Genomic DNA, 19,387 nt, shown 5'->3' with positions numbered 1-19,387 from the left:
GCGCGTTGCATTGTGCGCACCTAGGCATAGGCTATAACCAAGCACTTGGTTCAATAAGGATAAACAGATGGATCTTGCTCGTGCCCTCAAAGAGTATGTAGCCTACCTTGCGGTGGAGCGGGGAAGCGCCGCCAATACCGTGGAGGCGTACGGGCGAGATCTTGCGCGCTATACTACGTATTTAGCCCAACAAGGCATTACACAACCAGCACAGGTAACGCGTGCAGATATTGAGCAATACCTCCAGGCGCTGAGCTCTATAGAGCTGGCGTCCTCGTCTATTGAGCGTGCTACCTCTGCTATTAAAGGCTTTCATCGCTTTATGGTCGCTGAGCATCTGTGTACGTCTCACCCTGCGCTCGATATTCCACTGCCTAAAAAGCTCGATCGTTTACCTGATGTTATTTCTTTGGAGCAGGCGGCAGCATTATTGGATCAACCTTTCTTACAGACCGCTGCATCCCAGCGAGACCGCACCATATTAGAAGTACTTTACGGCTGTGGCTTGCGCGTTTCAGAGCTTTGTGGCTTAGACCTGCAACAGGTATTGCTGGCCGATGAGGTACTGCGCGTATATGGTAAAGGTTCCAAGGAACGTATTGTGCCCATTATGGGAACGGCTGCTCAAACCTTGCACGAATACCTAGAGCTGTGGCGTGGTGGATTGGTACATCCAAACGCGTCTCATGCAAGTGCTTCTGCTGTGTTTTTAAATGCGCGCGGTGGACGCATTTCTCGGCAGTCTGTTCATAGCATTGTAGAGAAGTACGGGCGTGTAGCTGGTCTTACGGGACTGCATCCTCATACCTTACGCCATAGTTTTGCTACGCATATGCTGCAGGGTGGGGCAGATTTACGCGTGGTTCAGGAATTGTTGGGCCATTCCGATATTTCCACTACACAGCTCTATACGCATGTGGATCGCACCCATGTGCGCATGGTATATATGGGAGCTCACCCCCGGGCTCACTCATAAGGTATGCCATGGATAGTGCCACCATGCGCTCTTTTGCTGGCGCACAAATGTTTTCCCAACCTATCCAACCCATTGAGTTGCCTATTGAGTCACCTACATAGTTACACCATTAAAAAAATTATTACCTCACCCACCACCTGACCCACTACACACCCCATATGGGTAGTGGGTCTTTTGCTGTGACACCACAATATATGGTAGCTGGACAAAAGAGGCTCCTTTTGTCTTATCGGTGAGTGGGAAATTGGGGGATAAAGTGGGAGAAAGTGTTGAGAAATGTTGCAAAAGCACGTATAGTTATGTATACGCAACGTGGACACGACTCCACGCAGACCGCAAAGCGAAAGGAGGGTGAGCATGTATTTGACCGACCACTACAATCGAAACCTAGACGTCAAGTCTCGTCTCACCCTTCCTGCGGATTTCCGCAAGCAGTTTGCTAACAAGGTTTGTTTGGTTCCTTTTCACGGTGCGTTGTGTGGGTTTACCCCTGAAGGACATCAGGAGTGGATGCAGAGTTTTTTCCCCGAGGGTTTTGATCCAAAGGATAAAGCTCAGGACGCTATCCGTCGTAGGCTTTCGGCTCTTACCACCACGGTTGATATTGATACTGCTGGTCGTATTGCCCTAAGCAAAGTCTCGGAACAAATTCGCGAGAAGTTTGGACTCGGTCGCGAACTCGAGATTGTGGGTAACGTAGATCACTTCGAAATCTTCAGCGCCTCCAAGTGGGAGCAAATGCAAGCAAGCTTCTTGGATGATGATTTTGATTCACTGCTGTTTGGCTAGTAAAGGGGAGCGCTTTGACAGAAGAATATTGGCACGTACCCGTAATGCTTACTGAGGTCCTTCAAGCGTTGGACCCTCAAAAGGGAGACGTCGTGTGTGACTGCACTCTGGGCGGAGCTGGCCATACCATTGAGATGGCAAAGCTTATAGCTCCAGAGGGCTTATCGATAGGAATCGATCAAGACGATATGGCTTTGGCAGCAGCAACACAACGTTTTAAGAAGGAAGTTCCAGGCGCTCAGCATTGTTTTCTTAAGGGAAACTTTGGAGACCTGGATAATCTGCTCTTGCAAGCTCACGTTTCTGGTGTAGATTGCTTCCTTTTTGACCTTGGCGTCTCTTCTCCGCAGCTTGATATTCCTATGAGGGGTTTTTCGTATCACGAGGATGCCCCACTCGACATGCGTATGGATCCGAGTAACAACACTCTAACCGCAGCAGAGGTCGTAAACACCTATAACGAAGCAGATCTCGCTCGGATTCTTCGCGTATATGGGGATGAGCGCTACGCAAAAAGCATTGCTAAGCACATGGTACGCCGCAGGGCAAAAGCGCCCATTACTACGACGTTGGAGTTGGTAGAAGTTATCAAAGCAGGTATTCCTGCAGCTGCTCGTCGTCATGGGGGACATCCTGCTCGCAAGAGTTTTCAGGCGTTGCGCATTGAGGTTAATCATGAGCTTGAGATGCTTGAGCAGGGTCTTCGCGCAGCTGTGCGCTGGGCGCATGTTGGCGCTCGGATTTGCGTAATAAGCTATCACTCGCTGGAAGATCGTATCGTTAAGCATGTATTTACAGAGCTTTCGCAAGGCTGCACATGTCCTCCAGAGCTTCCGGTTTGCAGCTGTGGCAAGGTGCCAATACTCGACGTTAAAACGCGTAAACCACTTGTTGCAACGCGGCAAGAGATTGAGGATAATCCTCGAGCTCGCAGCGCAAAGACACGCGTAGCAGTAAAGCTTTTTGCTCCGCGCACTAACAGGCTCTAACACACTATAAACGCAGCACCATCAGATTTGTACTACACCAATAAGGAGCACCAATATCATGGCCTATCCACTTACACAGGCGCAGAGCCTCGGGGCACAGGAGAGCAGGCGCACGACTGCGCGTCAGACTCGTCCAGCCTTTGAGATTGTAGAGGGCGCCGGCCTTGATGCTCGTGTACGCCAAGGTGTTTCCAATGTATTTTTATCTCGTGTTCGTATGGCAGTTCTTGCAATTGTGGTTTTTGCAGTGCTCGCCATCACACGTGTAACGCTCTATGCTGCTACAGCTAGTGCTCTTCAGGCAAATGCTGAGCTTCGTGGGCAAATCAAGACAGCTCAGAGTTTGGAAAATGACCTTAAGGTAACAGCGTCTACACTGTCTAACAGCTCGCGTATTGATCGCATTGCTACACAAAACTATGGCATGGTGCGCGCTTCTCAGACTGAGGTCATTACCTTAGGTGGTAGCGCAGAAGATAGCTACACTGCTGCTACCGGCGATAATGATAAGCAGATTGAGGGCAGCAAGAAGTCAAAAAATGCTGCCGCTCATGACCAGGCCTCTTCTGCTCAGCAGACTCATACATCCGATAAGGCCGCTGCCTCTACAAGCACAAAGTAGTACACTTTCTTTGTTGTGGTTGGCTCAAATCGACAGAACAGTAAACGACGTGTTCGCGGTTCCTCCTATGATGAGGTGCCGCGCACTTCTCATAGAGGTTCGGGGTCTGGAGGTTCTTCTGGCTCACCCCTTGCACTCAATCAATTTGGTTGGGTGCCCTTTATTTTTGCGGGACTTTTTCTTATTGTTATTTTGCGCTTGCTGTATTTGCAAGCTATTGATGCACCGCGTTTGGCTGCAAAAGCTCATGCCAATCATACCAACGTTATTACCATTTCTTCTAAGCGCGGTACGATTTATGATCGTAATGGTAATGTGCTGGCTACCAGTGAAGAATGCCAAACCATCTACGTTAACCCTAAAGAGGTTGCAGATGTAGAAAGCACGTCTAAGATTCTTGCACAGGATTTAGGTGGTAAACAGGATGATTACAAGACCGTTTTGAGTAAAAACACCACCTTTGCCTATATCCAGCGCAAGGTGGATATGTCTGTTGCTAAGCAACTCAAAGACGATCTTAAAAAGGCAAAACAAACCGGCATCTATTATCTGGCAGATACAAAGCGCGTGTATCCATACGGTGCACTTGCTGGACAAATCTTAGGTGTGGTAGGTACTGATGGCAATGGCCTTACCGGTCTTGAGCTGTATTATGACAAAATCCTTTCTGGCACTGATGGACAAATGACCATGGAAGTGGGTGCTGATGGCACGCCTATTGCAGGTGGCGCCAGTCAGATTACCGAAGCAAAAAACGGTCAAGATATCGTACTGTCCTTGGATGCGGATATTCAGCAAGTGGCAGAGAACAAGATTACCGAAGCAGTTCAGACCTACGGTGCAGAGTCCGGTATGGTTATGGTTACCGATCCAAAATCCGGAGAGATTCTTGCCGCGTGTTCTACGCCGCTTCTTAACATTACCGATCCCGCATCCTATACCAATGATCAGCTGGCCTTCAAGATGGTTTCCAGCTCCTATGAGCCTGGTTCTATGTTTAAGGTATTGACTATGGCCATTGCTATAGACAATGACATTCTTACTCCCGATTCCGTGCTCACCGTTCCTGCGGGAGTAAAGGTTGGTGACGACATCGTTAAGGATGACGATGGTCGTGATTACACAATGGACATGTCGCTTACAGAGATTTTGCGGCGCTCTTCCAACACGGGAGCCATCTTGGTGGGCCGTGCGGATGGTGCCGATAAGTTCGCGGAGGGTGTAGAGAAGTTTGGCATTGGCTCTAAAACTGGTATAGATTTCCCCGGTGAAGTGGCTGGCTTAGTGACTAAGCGCTCTGAGTACACAGGCACCACGCTGGGTGCCATGTCGTTTGGTCAGGGCACCGCAATGCCCATGATTCAAATTGTGCGCGCTATAGGCGTAGTTGCAAACAAAGGCGTGCTTACCACGCCGCACTTCCTCATTTCTAAGGCGGGCGAGAAGGTCGATTGGTCTGGCAACAATAAGCAGGTCATTTCTGAAGACACTGCTCAAAAGATGACAAAGATGATGCAGGTTGTTGTGGATGAAGGTACCGGTGCTGCCGGTAAGGTTGATGGCTATGCGGTTGCAGGCAAGACTGGTACGGGCGAGCAAGCTGGCGAAAATGGCTACAAAGAAAACGTCTATCTCAGTTCTTTAATTGGCTTTGCAAATGCTCAAGACCCCTCTGTCATGGTCTATGTTGGTCTTAATGGTACGAGTTATTTGGCTTCTAGTTCTGCTGCACCGGTATTCTCGTCAATTATGAGTGAGGCGCTCAGTGATATGGGTGTTCAGCCCGTCTCCTAAGCGTAGAGAGGACAGTATGTTTTCGTTGGATGTTGCTTCTATTTGCGCAGTTACTGGCAGTACGCTGCTAGCCGGAGATGGCGCTCGCATAGCAAAAGATGTAGCAATTGATTCCCGTGACGTTGTTACTGATGGCCTGTTTGTAGCCTTTTGTGGTGAGCGCGTAGATGGCAATGCCTATGCTCCTGCAGCCATTCACAATGGTGCTGCCTGTGTGGTGCTTACCGCAGATCCTACCGATGAATTGCTTGATACAGCTGCAAAGAATACCTGTGCTGTTGTGCGTGCACAGGATGATGACGGCGAAGAGTTTATGCTGCGTCTTGCACAAGCATGGCGAGAAATGCATGCAGATTGGTTTGTGGTTGGCGTGACGGGCTCGGTAGGTAAAACTACCACGAAGGATATGCTGGCAGCAGCCATTTCTGCTCAGTATAAGACACATGCTACCAAGGGAAACTTTAATAATCTGATTGGTTTGCCGCTTACGATACTTTCTGCTCCTGAAGATACGCAAGTCATTGTGGCAGAAATGGGCATGAACCACCCTGGCGAGATTGCACGTCTTGCAGCTGCAGCACATCCAACACTGGCAGTTATTACTAACGTTGGAACAAGTCATATTGGCCTGTTAGGTTCACGTGAAAACATTGCAAAAGCAAAAGCAGAAATCGTTTCTGGCATGGTTCAAGATTCACTTGAAGGTATGCAAATTAAGCCTTGTCTGTATCTGGTAAGTTCTGATGACTTTAGCACCTATATTGCTACCAAGTACGCACAAGCTTCTGCAGTAGCTACCTCATATGTTGGTACATCTACGCATGATAATTTGAGTGCTCGTAACATTAAGCTTACAGATGAAGGTTATGTTTGTTGTAATGTATATTATGAAGATGGCGATATTCAGCCTGTGCAACTTCCAATTCCTGGAAAACACCTGGTAAATGATTATCTTTTAGCACTTGCAGTTGCAGATAAACTTGCTATTAACCATAAAGCTAGCATTGAAGGTATACAACATATGCCTCAGACACATATGCGTTTAGAAATTGTTGGCGGTACAGATAAGCCACGCATCATTGATGACAGCTACAACGCAAGTCCCAGCTCTATGGCAGCAGCATTAGATGTACTTGCCTCCCTTCCGTGCCGTGGTAAGCGCATTGCAGTTTTGGGTGAAATGGGTGAAATGGGTAAGATGGCACGCGAGCTCCACAACTATGTTGGTGCTTACGCTGCCGCTAAACCTTTGGACATGCTCGTTCTTATCGGAAGTGAATTTGTGGGTGGGATGCGCGAAGCAGCTATCACAATGGGTATGTCTGACGATAAAATTGAAATGTTTGAATCTGTAGACGCTGCGGTTGCTGCGCTCAAGCCAATCTTGGAGCCTCATGATGTTGTGCTGGCTAAAGCTTCAAGGGCAAGTGCGCTTGACCAATTTGTAAAGGGGGTGCTCGCATAGTGTTTGGTAAACCAAGCTATCCGAGCTATCAAGTCTTTTTGGCAATTGGGCTTTCTGCCATTATCGTTTTGATTTTGATGCCGCTGTTTATTAAGCTCATGCGTCGTGAGGGCGTCGGCCAGCAAATTCGTGCCGATGGTCCTCAGCGTCATCTTATTAAGCAGGGGACTCCCACTATGGGTGGCGTTATCATTTTGGTTGCCATGACCATTACCTGTGTGCTGTTGGCACGTTGGACACCCAATCTTATGATTGGTTTTGGCGCAACTATTATTACGGCATTGCTTGGTATTGCAGATGATATAGAGTCTGTTGCGCATGGTCGTTCGCTTGGTTTAACTCCTAAGCAAAAGATGATTGGCCTGTTTATTATCTCTGTTACCTTTGGTTTGCTTGCGGTAAATCTCTGTGACATTGCTCCGGTATTGCGTTTCCCTGGCGGGCTTGACATCAATCTGGGGATTCTTAGCAGCACCTTTGTGGTTAATGGCATGACCATTGCAGTACCTTGGCTGTATATTGTCTTTGTATTCCTTCTTATGGCTGGCATGTCTAACGCCGTTAATCTTACCGACGGTCTTGATGGTTTGTCTGGTGGAACAGTGTTAGTAGTCATGCTTATGATGGCTGCTGTTGCATTTAGCTATTCCGAGGTTAACCTTGCAGTATTTGCAGCTTCTATTGCTGGTGGCCTTATCGGCTTTTTATGGTTTAACTGCTATCCTGCATCTATTTTTATGGGTGATACGGGCTCTTTGGCCTTTGGCTCTGCGTTTGCGGCACTTGCCGTGCTTACCAAGACTGAGGTAGTTTCGGTGGTTATGGGCGGCCTTTTTGTGGTTGAGGCACTGTCCGTTATGATTCAAGTCTGTAGCTTCAAACTTACTGGCAAGCGCGTCTTTTTAATGGCGCCCATTCATCATCATTTTGAGAAGCTCGGTTGGAGTGAGACCAAGGTTGTGATTCGCTTCTGGATTATTTCCGCAGCGTGTGCGGCTATTGGTTTTGCACTGTACTTCCAACTAAAGTAAAAGCGCCTTGAGGGTAGAACTACCTTACTATACGAATTATTACACGTTAGGTTTTAGCATGGCTGCAAGAAACTTAGGAAATGTGCTCGTACTCGGACTGGGTAAAACCGGGTTTGCCGTTTGCGACTATCTCGTAAGTCTTGGCACCAGCCGTGTGAGCTCCATTACCGTATATGGTGGAGCAGCCTCTACAGCTACCAAGAAAACCGCGGAGCTCGAAGCTCAAGGTATACGGGTAGTTGTGGGAACTGATACCGTTGAAGGCAGCTATGACCTTGCTATCTCTTCACCTGGCATCTCTGAGTTTTGTGACTTCTTTTGTAGTGCCAAAGCACATTGTGCTCAAATCATAGGTGAACCTGAGTTTGCTTTTCGTGAAAGTCCAGCACACTGGATTGGTATTACCGGCACAAACGGTAAAACCACCACTACCATGCTTACCTGCACGCTTTTGCAGCAAGCAGGCATGGCTGCACAGGCTGTAGGCAATATTGGTACGCTGAGCATTAGTAAAGTCTCTGCTCGTCAAACAGACGAGTGGTTTGTAGCGGAGCTTTCGAGTTTTCAGCTGGCTGGCACATCCACCATGCATCCGCGTGTTGCTGTGTTGCTTAACATAACACCTGATCATCTTGCATGGCATACCACTTTTAAGAACTATAGGGACGCTAAAGAGCGTATCTTTGCCAATCTAGGCACTGGTGACCTTGCGATAGCTTCTGCTGATGACAACCTAGCTTCTATCGTACAGTGTCTTGCCGCACGTAAGATTCGTACCTGTATTGTGGATGTCACCGCAGATCCTCAAACACCAAACGCGGCTTTTGTTCATAACAACATGCTGGTAGTGCGTTTGGATGGTACAGAATACAAGCTTATTTCTGTGGACGAGTTGTCCATTAAAGGCGAGCACAACATACAAAACGCTTTGGCATCTGCTGCAACAGCACTGGAGTTGGGTGTATCGGCAACCTGTGTTGCTCAAACACTTGCAAGTTTTAGTCCGCTGGAGCATCGTATTGAACCTGTGGGTCAGCTTAACGGCGTTACGTTTGTAAATGATTCCAAGGCAACTAACACAGATGCTGTAATCAAGGCTCTTACGGCATTTGCTCCCAAACGCATTGTGCTTATGGTTGGCGGTCATGATAAGGGCACTGATCTTGAGGACTTTTGTCAAGCGGTACTTGCAAGCTGCAAGGCCGTGGTGTGCTTTGGCGAGGCGGGCAAGCGCTTCCAATCTGAGTTAGCTGCTGCAGCCGCTGCAACTGCTGCTCAGAGTTGCACTCAATTGGAAATTGTACGCGCACAGCATTTAGCAGATGCATTGGATTGTGCCTGTGAACTTGCTGTCCCCAAAGATACCGTTTTGCTGTCGCCAGCATGTTCATCGTTTGATGAGTTTTCCGGCTATGAAGAGCGAGGACGTGTCTTTAAACAGTTGGTTGCGGCTAAAATGCAGGAGCGCTCAGTATGACACTTTCTACACGTGGCACTTCTCGACAATCTGGGCGCGATAGGCGTACTGTGCGTACAACAGGCTCTCAAGCATCTGGCCAAGGTACTGCTCGCGTAGATGCAACTACCAAGCGCACAAAAAATAAAAAACCGTTTTTGGAGCGTATAACAGCGGGAGTTCCTGCTCGCTTTATGGAGCCGCGTCTCATCTTGTCACTCATCGTGGCGGCGCTCGTGGTATTTGGCTTGGTGATGATTTACTCAGCCAGTTCCGTTAAGGCTTTGCAGTCTACCGGAGACCCTGCCTATTTCTTTAAACGACAGCTCATATATGCAACGGCTGGTACCATCGTTGCGGTGGTATTGAGCATGGTAAACTACCATACCTTACGTAAAGGTCTTTCCTTTGCCTGGGCGGCATCGATAGCACTGTTGCTTATGACAGCTGCTTTGGGTGTTGTTACCAAGGGTGCTGTACGCTGGCTCAACATAGCAGGTTTTTCTTTCCAGCCTTCTGAATTTGTAAAGGTTGTTGTTATTCTGTATGCCGCAGATATTTTGTATAGGTATTTTGCAGAGCAAACAATTACCTTCCGCAATCTTTGCAAAGAAGCTGTCTTGTTTGTTGGAGCTCCAATTATTCTTATCTTAGTGCAGCCGGATAAAGGTACTACGCTTATTTTGGTTGTCACGATTGCGGTGATGGCATACCTTGCTGGTGCTCCCATGCGCCTCTTGTTAGGTGGTGGCACACTCGTTGTTCTTTTTATTGTGGTACTGGTTTTGGCGGATGATTATTCACGCGCGCGCGTTATTACTATGTTTAACCCTGAAGCAGACCCGTATGGTGCTGGCTATCAGATACTTCAGGGGTTTTATGCCTTTGGCAGCGGAGGCTTTATGGGTGCCGGCATTGGTATGTCGCGCCAAAAGTATTCGTATTTGCCTGAGGCTCACAATGATTTTATTTTTGCTGTGGTTGGCGAGGAAACCGGTCTTATTGGTACTGTTGCAGTTATCCTTGGCTTTTGTGCGTTCCTTTATTATGGCTATCGCATCGCCAAAAATGCACCTGACTTGTGCGGCAAGCTTATTGCGGCTGGTTGTACCTCACTCATTATTATCCAGCTGTTCGTTAACGTTATGGGTATTTTAGGTCTTGCTCCCATGACTGGTAAGCCGCTGCCCTTTTTATCGTACGGTGGCTCATCCATCATGTCCACTTTGGCGCTTGTAGGTCTTATCTTGTCCGTTTCCAAGCAAAGCGTTTTGCCTGAGACTGAGTTTGATCGCCGTCGCAGTCAAATTAGCTTGGCTGATGCTCAGACAGATAGTACGTATCCAGACACACATGGCTCTGGTGTGATTGCTGTCCAGCCGCGCAGTGCTTCTAGGCGGTCCGTACATCATGAACCAAGTAGTTCTGACGCTGGCGCACAAAAAGATTCAAAAGCAGGCGTGTTTTTCTTTCGTCCTGCAACTGAGCGCCTCAATACGTCTCGTTCACGGCGCACAGGGCGTGCACAACGTATAGACTTGGGACCCAGTCCTGCAGAGCGCTTGCGCTCGCGCCGCTCGGATTCGTCAAAGGATAATCGCAGGAGGTAATCCAATTGACAGACGCTACTACAAAACTTGAAGTTGCTCTTGCTGCCGGTGGCACTGCTGGGCACGTTAATCCTGCTCTTGCATTAGCAGAGGAACTTGTTGCGCGTGGCCATCATGTTACGTTTTATGGTCAGCCTAATCGTCTAGAGGCAAAACTTGTGCCTGAAGCTGGTTACGATTTTGTACCTTTGCAGGTAACGGGCTTCGATCGTTCTCGTCCCTGGACATTAGCAACTGCATTATGGCGTATTCATAAGGCAAAGGCAGAGCTTGGGCGCCGTTTTGCTGCTACGGGCGCACCTGATGTTGCAGTGGGGTTTGGTGCCTATGTAGAGCTACCACTTGTTAAGTGGTGTGCTTCTCACAAGGTGCCTGTGGTACTACACGAGCAAAACTCCGTTCCTGGTTTGGCAAACAAAAACTCTGCAAAAAAAGCTGCTGCGGTATGCGTGGCATTTCCTGCGGCGGTAGACGCTTTTCAAAAAGTTTTAGGCTCTGATGAGCGCATTAAAGTGACTGGCAATCCTGTCCGTAAAGACGTGGTGCAATCTACACGCTTTGCTGGTAGAGAAGCCATAGGAGTTCCCCAAGATGCCCGCTTACTGGTAGTGTTTGGGGGCAGCTTGGGCGCCAAACATCTTAATGCTGCACTTGCCTCACATAAGTCAGAGCTGCTGTCGAGACAAGATTTGTACGTTATCCACTCCACGGGAACTGCAGACTATGACCAGACAGTACGTGAGCTGAACCTTAGTCCAGAAGAGCAGCAGCGCTATCACGTTATGCCTTACATTTCTAATATGGGAGATATGCTGGCTGCTGCAGATCTTGTTATTTCTCGCGCAGGAGCATCCTCTATTGCAGAGATTGCAGCGCTTTTGGTGCCGTCCATTTTAGTGCCGTATCCTTTTGCAACAGCAGATCATCAAACTACCAATGCACATTTGCTGGTAGATTGCGGTGCTGCTCGCTTAGTTTTAGACGATGAGCTGGATAAGAAACGCTTCTCGCAGACGCTTTTCTCGCTCATTGATAGTCCTGCAGAGCTGGCTACCATGCGTGCCGCAGCACAGGGCTTGGGCTCGGCAACCGCTGCCGCTTTGCTTGCTAACGAAGTGGAGAGCGTGTCAAAGGCGCGCGCGTAGGCGTCTTGCTACCCTCAAGATAGGGTAGAGTTATATCGTCCTTTACTATTCCATAGGAGATACTATGTCCCAAACCACAGCTGCCTTACCGTTTTCGAGCGCCCACTTTGTAGGTATTGGTGGCGCTGGTATGAGCGGCATTGCCTTGGTATTACATCAGCGTGGAGCTCAGGTAAGCGGCTCAGATCTTAAGCAATCCCACTATGTGCGCGAGCTCGTGGGAGCTGGCATTGAAGTGCGTGTGGGTCATGAGGCAAAAAATATTGATGATCTCATGCCAGACGTAGTTGTTATTTCCTCTGCCATTCCAGAGACCAACCCCGAGGTCATTCGTGCCCGTGAGCTGGGCATTCAGATTTGGCCTCGTGCCAAGATGTTGGCGGCATTAGGTCGCGGTCGTACCGAGATTGCCGTTGCTGGTACCCATGGCAAAACTACTACGTCCTCTATGATTTCTTCCATGCTTGACCACATGGGTAAAGATCCCGCATTTTTGATTGGCGGTATTGTAGAAGAGTACGGCACGAATGGTCGCGATGGCAAGGGCGGCTATTTTGTGTGCGAGGCAGATGAGTCCGATGGCTCCTTTTTGTATCTTGAGCCGTCTATTGCGGTTATCACCAACGTTGAGGCCGATCACCTGGACCACTATGGCACTATCGAAAATGTCGAGAAAACCTTCTGCCAGTTTATGGATTTGGTGGGGGAGACGGGCTGCGTAGTTATCAACGGTGACGACCCTCACTTTGTAGAGTTGGCACAATCTACGGGCCGTACCTTTGTGACCTATGGCTTTAATGATTCCAATGATTACGTAGTGAGCGCTGGTGAGCGCGGAGCTGGCATTACAAGCAACTTAAGTGTAACCACTCCTGCAGGCACTACTGTTTTTGTAACGCTTAGCGCTAACCCTGGCCGTCACAACATGGCAAATGCTACTGCTGCTCTTGCTGTAGCAGATGTGCTTGGCTTGGATGTTACAGAGGCTGCTGCAGCGCTGTCTTGTTTTGGTGGCGCACATCGTCGTTTTACTCATGTGGGTACCGTAGCTGGTATTACGGTTGTAGATGACTACGGGCATCATCCAACCGAGGTTGCTGCTACGTTAGCTGCTGCCAAGCCTTTGGGATTTAAGCGTATTATTGTGTGTTTCCAACCTCATCGCTATTCTCGCACGCAGGCTTTGGCAGATCAATTTGGCACAGCATTTAACGATGCAGACGTGCTGTTTGTTACAGATGTCTTTTCTGCTGGTGAGATGCCTATTCCTGGTGTTTCTGGCAAGACTATATCCCATGCGGTAAGCAAGCTTGGAAGCGTGCCTGAAGTAGCTTTTGTGCCTGTGCACCATGGTTTGGTAGAAAAGTTATGTGAGGTATGCCAAGAAGGCGATTTGCTCATTACACAAGGTGCTGGTGATGTAACCTTGCTGGGGCCCCAATTTATTGAGGCTATGCAGGCACGTCTTGATGGCGTAGCGCAATAAATCCTTACACCAACGAATAGTTAGCGTACTATGGCAGCCGATTCGGGTCGCAAGAGCTTAAAGCCTACACCCCGTAAAAAACCAACAAAGCGAGAAGAGAAGCGCGTCGCCAAGCAACTCAAGAAGCGTGGCGCGAGCCCCGCACGTATTGCTGCTAAGCAGTCTATGCAGGCACGCATTCAAAACGTAAACAAGCGCGATGGCGCAGCGGGTGTTAGCGCTGGCGTTTCCAAAGATGGTACACGCTCCAAGGGTTTCTCGCTCAGCTTGCCGCGGCTGTCATTTTCTCCGTTGCGTGTGTTGATTGGTATTGCAGCTACGGCAATCTCTTTAGTGCTGTTGTTGCTTGTTTTGTCTCAGTTGCCCGTGTTTGTGATTGAGTCTATTGATGCAGATCCAACGCAGCATATGGATGCAGAGTCCATTGCTAAACTAGCTGCTGTACCTGCAGGAACTACGCTGCTTAACGTAAATACGTCAGAGATTGCTCAGAATATTCAAAAGAATCCCTGGGCGGGAGACGTACAAATTAGACGCGTGTTTCCCAACAAACTTAAGGTACATGTAGAGGAGCGTAAGGCTTCTGCTATTGTGCTTATGAGTTCAGGTGATATTGCCTGGTACATTGGCAATGATGGGGTATGGATTGAGCCTTTTAAGATTACGGCTTCAACGGATGAGTCTGCAACGGATGTGGCTTTGCGTCAAGCCAATCAGTTAGGTTGCTTGCTCCTTACTAATGTACCGTCTTCCGTTACTCCTAAAGCTGCTAGCAAGACAACTGATTCTACTGTACTGGCAGTACTTAAGTATATTAATGGGTTTAGCGGGGACTTCTCTAAGAATATTGTGAGTTATTCTGCTGCCAGCACTGAGTCCATTTCCTGCGTGCTTTCTAGCGGGGTAGAGGTGTCTTTGGGTAGTGCTACTGATATTTCTACAAAGGAACGTGTGGTTACGCAGCTCCTTACGCAATATCCTAACCAGATTACGTATATCAACGTACGTATACCGTCTAAGCCAAGCTATCGCAAGGTAGGATCAGAGTCAGTCAATCCTGGTTCTGGTGGGCGTGTGGTAACTGATGCTAACACCAATCCACCTTCGGATGCAGATGAGGCTGCTGCAAAGGCAAAGCAAGAGGCTGAAGCTCAGCAATCCAAAGATTCTAAAGACTCCACGTCTACTGACGCTCAAAAATCTGACTCTCAATCCAATTAGGCTCAAGTAGAGGGTTAAGACTTCGTATATGTGCTGTATCAATGCCCAAAGCTTGAGGTAATCCTTTAGGGTTGAGAATAGCAAACATCAAACAATGTACCTGCGGTTTTCACCTTTTGCACAAATGGGTTGCATCTGGAGCGCAGCTATGTAACTATTACGCGCTTTACCTTGTGCTTTGAGTTTAAGTTGAACTTTAAGGTTTGCATACTTCATGGTGTGCGCAAGCTAAATGAACGAGGAGGAACCATGGCAGACGTAGATACTCCAAACAACTACCTTGCGGTTATCAAGGTTGTTGGCGTAGGCGGTGGCGGTACTAACGCTGTTAACCGCATGATTGAAGAAGGCATCCGTGGTGTTGAGTTTGTAGCAGTAAATACCGATGCTCAGGCTCTTGCTATTTCTGAGGCTGACATCAAGGTGCATATTGGTACAGATATTACCAAGGGCCTTGGTGCAGGTGCTAATCCTGAGGTTGGTGCAGAGGCAGCCGAGGAAAGCCGTGATGAGATTAAGCGTGCTCTTGCTGGCGCAGACATGGTATTTATTACCGCAGGTGAGGGTGGTGGCACCGGTACTGGTGCTGCTCCCATTGTTGCAAACATTGCAAAAAATGATGTGGGCGCGCTAACTGTTGCTGTTGTAACTAAACCCTTTACCTTTGAGGGTCGTAAACGCGCTGGCTCTGCTGTAGAAGGCATCAAGAATCTTGCAGAAGCAGTAGATACGCTTATTGTTATTCCTAACGATCGTCTTCTTACTATTTCCGAGAAGAAAACTACCATGTTGGAGGCTTTCCGCATGGCAGATGATGTTTTGTGTCAGGGTACCCAGGGCATCACAGATCTTATTACCGTCCCTGGTCTGATTAACCTTGACTTTGCGGATGTTTGTACCGTTATGCGCGGTGCTGGATCTGCAATGATGGGCATTGGTCTTGCTTCTGGTGACAACCGTGCAGCAGATGCTGCACAGCAGGCAATCTCGAGTCCCTTGCTGGAGAGCTCTATTGATGGTGCAACACGCGTGTTGTTGTCTGTTGCTGGTAACAAAGACCTTGGCATTCAAGAGATTAATGAGGCAGCAGATCTTGTTGCTTCTAATGTTGATCCTGAGGCAAATATCATCTTTGGTACCGTTGTTGACGAGTCATTGGGTGACCAAGTTCGTGTTACGGTCATTGCAACGGGCTTTAATGATGCCAATGCAACTCAGATGCCTGATTTGCTCAGCCGCATGCCACAAAGCCGTCCTGCAACACCCGCGCCTCTGTCAACACCTCGTTCTACCGCACCTCAGCGTCCCGGTCGTCCTGCCAATGACTTTGGCAACCAGGCTTTTGACATCCCTGAGTTCCTCAGGAACAGCCGCGCGTAAGGGGAGTAGCGTGGTTCCTCGCGTGAGCGAATATACAGCGTGTGGCGTGACTCTGCTGGGCGATACTTCTTGTCCAGCTGGGGTCACGCTTGCTTTTACGCAGCGTACGGGTGGTTACTCAGCATATCCCTATACGTCTCTTAATGTGGGTTCTCATGTAGGAGATGACCCTATAGCTGTTAAGAAGAACCGTGCGCTTGTGCTTGAGGCCATGGGCCATAGGGAGTTTGCTTCCAATCTGGTAGTGCCTCATCAGGTGCATGGAAGCAACGTATGCTCTATTTCTAGCCTTGAGCAGCTCCCCACTTTTCGCGAGCGCATTGCACAGGGCTGCGATGCTATTGTGTGTACCTGCGCTCACGTGCCCGTATTGCTGTGCTATGCAGACTGTACACCTGTCATTCTTGTGGCAACAGACGGCGCGGTGCCTGGTTTTGCTGTCATTCATTCTGGTTGGCGTGGAACAATTGCACGTATTTCTGCGTTGGCGTTGCAAGAGTTATGCGCGCAAACGGGTGGTACTGCCCAACATGTGTTGGCGTACGTTGGCCCACATATTGCTGCTGCAGACTACGAGGTATCGTTTGAGCTTATTCGGAAGTTTACAAACGAGTTTGGTGAGTTTGTTCGGATGGGCGAGCGTAACCTTGATATGAGTGCTGCTGTTAAGACTTCACTGGTAGACGTGGGTTTGCAACCACAGCATTTTGTGGACTGTAAGCGTTCAACGGCTCATGAGGTTGATAGGTTCTTTTCGTACCGTGCAGAACAAGGTATGTGTGGTCGTCATGGCGCCGTTGCGTTTTTACGTGAGTAACTGTTTTATTGCTGCTTAACTAAGGTTTTTGTAATAAGAGGGGAGGTATGTTGGAGTATTCAGAGTTTATTGCTGCGCGCCGCGCACAGATTATGGCAGAGGTAGAAGCTGCTTGTGCTGTTGCTGGCCGTAATCCTTATGAAGTTACCGTGGTTGCTGTTTCTAAAACGGTAGATATTCCCGAGGTTCAGGCGGCTGTACGTGCAGGCTGGGACTGCTTTGCAGAAAACCGTCCTCAGGAGCTTGTTCGCAAGACAAAAGCTTTGCCTACGGTGCATTTTGACATGATTGGTAACTTACAAACCAACAAGATTAATCAAGTGCTTGACCGTGCTCAGCTCATCCATTCCGTCTCGTCGTTTAATCTTGCTGCAGCTATCAATAAGCGCGTATTGGCACAGCGCGATGGTTTGTCTATGTTGGCTCCAGATACTTCTCACACAAGTGCAAAACATCCACAGCCAGTGCTGCTTGAAGTTAATGTGTCTGGCGAGCAAAGCAAACAGGGGTTTAGCCCTCGTGAGCTTTGCCAGGTTGCACAACAAGTAGCGGCTCTGGAGGGCATAGATTGGCGCGGTCTTATGACCATGGCTCCAGCAAATGACCCTGAAGCAGCAAAACGTACCTTTGAGGGTTTGCGAGAATTGCGTGATGAGCTGCAAATACAAATTGGTCATGAATTGCCTGTATTGTCGTGCGGAATGAGTGATGATTTTAAGATTGCTATTGCGCAAGGTTCAACACTTATTAGGCTGGGTAGGATTGTGTTTGATCCAAAGTATGCAAAGGGAGTAACACGATGAGTTTTTTGGATACCATTAAGGACAAGCTCCACATAGGTCCCCAAGACGAGTATTACGATAACGTCTATGACGAGCAAGATTACGATGACACTCCTGATGCATATGATCAGCCTCGTGATGTAGCTACAAGTTCGGGGAATGGTCTGCTGGGTAATACCCCTCGTCCTGAGGCAGACAGTGTATCTGTGTATACGCGTTCTGGTCGTCCTTTGGGCGGCAATAGTGGCTCTGTTCCTGCAACTACGTACACTCGTGATGATGAGTATGACACGGCTCCTCGTCCTAGCTACGCTCGTTCTACGCCCATCTCTGAGCGTGCTGCTGCTATTCCTCGCTCTGGTAGTCAGCTTCCCGCCTATGTGTTAACCCCTCAGTCGTACGATGACTGTCAGACGGTTGTTCGTCGTGTTCGTACCAATCAGCCTGTTGTTTTATTATTTCGCAACACTAATATGGATGCAGCAAAGCGCATTTTTGACTTCTGCGCAGGTTTAGCATGTGGGGTAGGCGGCCAGATTCAGGAACTGGGCGTCCAATGTTTTGTTGTTCTTCCTGCCGGCAAGGAGCTCTCGCAAAACGAGGTTGATAAGCTTATTGCAGATGGCACGATTGTTCGCAAGGATTAAAACGTATGTTCGCAAATGGCATTGCAGCCCTTTTTAGGTTTTACGAGTTCATGATTATTGCATGGTGTATTTTTTCATGGTTCCCTCAGCGTAATGAGTGGCTCCAAGATTTATATGCTGTTTTAGACAAACTCGTTGCTCCTTATATGAATATGTTTAGACGATTTATCCCTCCTATGGGTGGTCTTGATTTTTCACCAATTGTAGGAATTATTGTCTTGCATTTTATTGCACGTTTGGTAGTCCGTTTCTTTGCAGGTATACTTTAAAAAGCACAGCTATCTTTGCGTAGTCGCGCAGTTAGTCGCGCTCACATGAAAGGAACTAACAATGGCTATTACTCCAGCAGATATCGATCAGCTTACCTTCTCGCCATCCAAGCATGGTTATGACACAGAAGAGGTAGATGCTTTTCTTGAGCAGCTCTCTGGCGAGCTTGATGCAATGCTCCAAAAGATTGCAGATCTTAAGGGTCGTCTTAACAGCTCTGAGCAGCAGCTCGCTGCAGCTCAAGAGCAGGTGGCACAGCTCACCGAGCAGGCAGCAGAGGCATCTAGCTATATGACTCCCGAGGCAGCAGCCGTTGTTGCTCCTGCAGCGCCTGATACCAGTGCATCTGAGGCTCAGATTTCCCGTGTTCTTATTATTGCTCAGCAGTCTGCAGATCAAATTGTTGCAGATGCTAAGGAGTCCGCTGATAAAATCCGTACTGAGGCAGATCAGCGTGCTCGTGAGGTTATTCGCGCCGCCTTGGCCGAGAAGCAAAATGAGCTGGATGAGATTGATCGTCTTAAGGCTTCTCGCGAGGAGTTCCGCTCCGAGTACAAGACACTGCTGCAGCACTTTATGGATGATGCGGATGCGGCATTCCCTAATCAAGTGCTTTCTACCTCCACATCCTCTGAATACCATGCAGTTGCTCCATCTGTAAGCGTTCCTACTGCTATGGACGCGGCATCTATCTCTGTACCCGAGCAGACGCCTGCTATTAGTTTGGATGACTTAGACTAAGCTCATAGCACGGGTATAGTTTTAAGCTAGTATAAAATATAACGTATATATCTAAGCAACCTTAGTAATCCCTACAGTTCAATCAGGCTGTAGGGATTTTTCTATAGGTACAGGTCGAGTCCAGGTCAATCAAATGCCTCCTTTTAAAAATAAAATAGCAGTTTTT

At 48.4% G+C, this 19,387-nt stretch carries 18 protein-coding genes; all 18 read left to right on the top strand.

From position 1 onward, the window contains the following. Positions 1-67 precede the first annotated feature (67 nt). The gene (gene xerD / locus SPD80_RS06645) at positions 68-976 is read left to right on the top strand and encodes a site-specific tyrosine recombinase XerD (protein ID WP_320829047.1); all 909 of its coding nucleotides are present in this window, start codon (positions 68-70) and stop codon (positions 974-976) included. A gap of 357 nt (positions 977-1,333) precedes the next feature. Then, the gene (locus tag SPD80_RS06640; protein ID WP_320604602.1) at positions 1,334-1,765 is read left to right on the top strand and encodes an MraZ family transcriptional regulator; all 432 of its coding nucleotides are present in this window, start codon (positions 1,334-1,336) and stop codon (positions 1,763-1,765) included. Positions 1,766-1,779: 14 nt separating this feature from the next. After that, positions 1,780-2,754: a 16S rRNA (cytosine(1402)-N(4))-methyltransferase RsmH gene (gene rsmH, locus SPD80_RS06635; RefSeq protein ID WP_320604600.1), complete on the top strand. Its 975-nt coding sequence runs from the start codon at positions 1,780-1,782 to the stop codon at positions 2,752-2,754. A gap of 58 nt (positions 2,755-2,812) precedes the next feature. After that, positions 2,813-3,376, top strand: coding sequence for a hypothetical protein (locus SPD80_RS06630; protein WP_320829046.1), 564 nt, complete (start codon positions 2,813-2,815; stop codon positions 3,374-3,376). A gap of 75 nt (positions 3,377-3,451) precedes the next feature. Then, on the top strand, positions 3,452-5,170 hold the full coding sequence (locus SPD80_RS06625; RefSeq protein WP_320829045.1) for a penicillin-binding protein 2: 1,719 nt from the start codon (positions 3,452-3,454) through the stop codon (positions 5,168-5,170). 16 nt (positions 5,171-5,186) lie between these two features. Then, positions 5,187-6,635 (top strand): UDP-N-acetylmuramoyl-tripeptide--D-alanyl-D-alanine ligase, encoded by a 1,449-nt coding sequence (locus SPD80_RS06620; protein WP_320829044.1) that lies wholly within the window; start codon positions 5,187-5,189, stop codon positions 6,633-6,635. Further along, on the top strand, positions 6,635-7,666 hold the full coding sequence (mraY, locus tag SPD80_RS06615; RefSeq protein WP_320829042.1) for a phospho-N-acetylmuramoyl-pentapeptide-transferase: 1,032 nt from the start codon (positions 6,635-6,637) through the stop codon (positions 7,664-7,666). The genes SPD80_RS06620 and mraY overlap by 1 nt, the downstream gene beginning before the upstream one ends. A 58-nt stretch (positions 7,667-7,724) precedes the next feature. Beyond that, positions 7,725-9,143, top strand: coding sequence for a UDP-N-acetylmuramoyl-L-alanine--D-glutamate ligase (gene murD, locus SPD80_RS06610; protein ID WP_320829041.1), 1,419 nt, complete (start codon positions 7,725-7,727; stop codon positions 9,141-9,143). Further along, complete coding sequence (gene ftsW / locus SPD80_RS06605) at positions 9,140-10,732, top strand: putative lipid II flippase FtsW (RefSeq protein ID WP_320829039.1); 1,593 nt, start codon at positions 9,140-9,142, stop codon at positions 10,730-10,732. The genes murD and ftsW overlap by 4 nt, the downstream gene beginning before the upstream one ends. Positions 10,733-10,737: 5 nt before the next feature. After that, complete coding sequence (gene murG, locus SPD80_RS06600) at positions 10,738-11,877, top strand: undecaprenyldiphospho-muramoylpentapeptide beta-N-acetylglucosaminyltransferase (protein WP_320604586.1); 1,140 nt, start codon at positions 10,738-10,740, stop codon at positions 11,875-11,877. Between the two features lie 64 nt (positions 11,878-11,941). Then, entirely contained in the window at positions 11,942-13,363 is a 1,422-nt protein-coding gene (gene murC, locus SPD80_RS06595) for a UDP-N-acetylmuramate--L-alanine ligase (protein ID WP_320604585.1), read from the top strand. Between the two features lie 30 nt (positions 13,364-13,393). Then, positions 13,394-14,584 carry a cell division protein FtsQ/DivIB gene (locus tag SPD80_RS06590; protein ID WP_320604583.1) on the top strand — a complete coding sequence of 397 codons (1,191 nt, stop codon included), beginning with the start codon at positions 13,394-13,396 and terminating at the stop codon, positions 14,582-14,584. Between the two features lie 249 nt (positions 14,585-14,833). Continuing rightward, positions 14,834-15,964 (top strand): cell division protein FtsZ, encoded by a 1,131-nt coding sequence (gene ftsZ / locus SPD80_RS06585; protein ID WP_320604581.1) that lies wholly within the window; start codon positions 14,834-14,836, stop codon positions 15,962-15,964. 10 nt (positions 15,965-15,974) lie between these two features. Next, a complete protein-coding gene (locus SPD80_RS06580; RefSeq protein WP_320829037.1) occupies positions 15,975-16,781 on the top strand; it encodes a polyphenol oxidase family protein in 807 nt (268 codons plus the stop codon). A gap of 47 nt (positions 16,782-16,828) precedes the next feature. After that, positions 16,829-17,584: a YggS family pyridoxal phosphate-dependent enzyme gene (locus tag SPD80_RS06575; RefSeq protein ID WP_320604577.1), complete on the top strand. Its 756-nt coding sequence runs from the start codon at positions 16,829-16,831 to the stop codon at positions 17,582-17,584. Further along, complete coding sequence (gene sepF, locus SPD80_RS06570; protein ID WP_320604575.1) at positions 17,581-18,210, top strand: cell division protein SepF; 630 nt, start codon at positions 17,581-17,583, stop codon at positions 18,208-18,210. Before SPD80_RS06575 ends, sepF begins: the two co-directional genes overlap by 4 nt. A gap of 5 nt (positions 18,211-18,215) precedes the next feature. After that, complete coding sequence (locus SPD80_RS06565) at positions 18,216-18,479, top strand: YggT family protein (RefSeq protein ID WP_320604574.1); 264 nt, start codon at positions 18,216-18,218, stop codon at positions 18,477-18,479. Between the two features lie 61 nt (positions 18,480-18,540). Further along, positions 18,541-19,221 (top strand): DivIVA domain-containing protein, encoded by a 681-nt coding sequence (locus SPD80_RS06560; RefSeq protein WP_320829036.1) that lies wholly within the window; start codon positions 18,541-18,543, stop codon positions 19,219-19,221. The last annotated feature ends 166 nt before the right edge of the window (positions 19,222-19,387 follow it).

The sequence above is a fragment of the Atopobium sp. genome (genome assembly GCF_034113385.1).
Classification (GTDB): domain Bacteria; phylum Actinomycetota; class Coriobacteriia; order Coriobacteriales; family Atopobiaceae; genus Atopobium.
This window is presented reverse-complemented; position numbering and strand designations above follow the sequence as displayed.